2 protein-coding genes are annotated in these 1,982 nt (G+C 50.7%); both read left to right on the top strand.

Annotation, left to right across the window (positions count from 1 at the left end; all coding sequences use genetic code 11):
- Window positions 1-67 precede the first annotated feature (67 nt).
- A complete protein-coding gene (locus IQ270_RS29940) occupies window positions 68-1,189 on the top strand; it encodes a DUF262 domain-containing protein (protein ID WP_193976729.1) in 1,122 nt (373 codons plus the stop codon).
- Window positions 1,186-1,899, top strand: a complete 714-nt coding sequence (locus IQ270_RS29945; RefSeq protein WP_193976730.1) for an MAE_28990/MAE_18760 family HEPN-like nuclease — start codon at window positions 1,186-1,188, stop codon at window positions 1,897-1,899. The genes IQ270_RS29940 and IQ270_RS29945 overlap by 4 nt, the downstream gene beginning before the upstream one ends.
- Window positions 1,900-1,982 lie beyond the last annotated feature (83 nt).

A 1,982-nucleotide genomic window follows, 5' to 3' on the forward strand; every position in this document is an offset into this window, starting at 1 on the left:
GAGTTGCAGAGTGGATTGAGCCTTCACTGTATCGCTGCCAAGGTGCCGACCATACGCGAGGACATTTATGACAAACGCCGCCCTAAGCACTCAGATCGAAACCGCCGAGCGGCAGGTGTCGACCGACAGTTACGACATGTCAGTGGGAGAGCTGATTAATATCTATCGCGACGGCGAAATCAGCATAAATCCCGAATATCAACGACTATTCCGCTGGAATATCGAACAGAAGAGTTCGTTCATCGAGTCCCTTCTGCTTGGAATTCCTATTCCGCCGATTTTTGTGATCGAGACGGAAGCGAGAGTTTGGGAACTCATCGACGGCCTTCAGAGAACCTCGACGATTTTGCAGTTTGTCGGCGAACTTAAGGGTCCCGATGATGGGGCGCTAATCCCACCGGTCCCGCTCGTTGGGGGGCGGCACCTAACTCAGCTTGATGGGATCGCTTGGCGTGAAGAAGAGGCAGCGGGACCTCAATTTCTTTTGGGTAATGCCGAACGTATCCGTCTGAAACGCGCCAAAATATCTATCCAGATATTGAGGAGAACCTCTGACCAAACGAGCAAGTATGACCTGTTTCAGCGGTTGAATAGCGGGGGTACGAAAGCCAATAGACAGGAACTGAGAAATTGCATGGTTGTTATGCAGGATCCCAGTTTCCTTACGAGATTGAGAGCGTCAGCTCACAGTGAGCCATTCACTACATTATTCCGTTTCAGCCCTAACCAAATGAGCGAGCAGGTAGATATTGAATATATCAACCGCGCAGCGGTTCTTGCTAGTTGGGACATTGGCGGCAATCAAGACGTCGAAGATTTCTTTGATGATCGTACCCTAGATTTGATCAAGGGTGAGAATGACCATAGGACGCACATATTAGACAATGTGGACCGGACATTTGAGCTCATTGCGAATGCTGGTGGTGATCGCGCTCTTCACAAGCCTGGCCGCGACGGCCAGCCAGCTAAACCTCCAAAAAATAGCGCCCTAGAAGCAATCGTCGTGGGGATCGCGCGGAATCTGGAAGCGATTAATGCCCTGCCTGATCCCGTTGCCTTTGTTCGGGGAAGGCTAGCGGACATCTGGGAGGAAAACGTAATGCGCCGCGCTGCCTCCAGTGGAGTCTCTGGAACGACCCGTCTTCGCCTAACGGTTCCCTTTGGCGCGGCTTGGTTCACGCCTCAATGAACGTAGCCGAACTTACGGGTTCGCTGGAGCAGGATTTGATCTGGAGGCGGCGAGAAATATTCGCTCTTACCAAGCTCTTGGCGGGAGCGAGCGATGATGATGAGCGCCTTACGCTAATGCGGGCGTCATTGACACTGCTATACGCCCACTGGGAGGGATTCGTTAAGCACTCGGCGCAGCAATATCTGATTTACGTGAGCGAGAATGCGAAGCGGTTCTCGGACTTAGAAGACAATTTTGTTTGGGTTATGTCTAAAAAAGAGATGGATCTCTTTATGGGCACGAAGAAGAATGCGGCTGATCACATCAGCATTATGATCGATGTGATTAATAGAAGAAAATCTCTCGATAAAACCCTATTTAAGGATCGTATCGACACTGGGTCAAACCTTAAAGAGAAGATGTTTGACGGAATCTGTGCGGTTATCGGTCTAGTGCCAGATCGAACTAAATATAATCTAAAAATAATCTGTAACCGACTGCTAGAGAGACGAAACAAAGTTGCTCATGGTGTATTTGTAGAGGCAGACGCAAAAAAGATTGAGTCATACCGTGCTGCGGTGCTCTCAGCGATGAACGAGTTCATGTATGATATTCTTGCGCTGGCTAGCAGTGAAGCTTATCTGACGGAAGCTGCTAGAAACAGGCGAGCAGCTGCGATAGTCCGCCGTAACGCAAAGCTTGAAGCAGGGGCAGGTCAAGCTGCCTAAGAGGCAATAGCCGTCACACCTTCACCTCCACCACCCCGCCCCCGGCGCGGAATTTCTCGCTCATCTCCCGCATCCCCCCTTCG

It is taken from the genome of Microcoleus sp. LEGE 07076 (assembly GCF_015207455.1).
Classification (GTDB): Bacteria; Cyanobacteriota; Cyanobacteriia; order Cyanobacteriales; family Microcoleaceae; genus Microcoleus.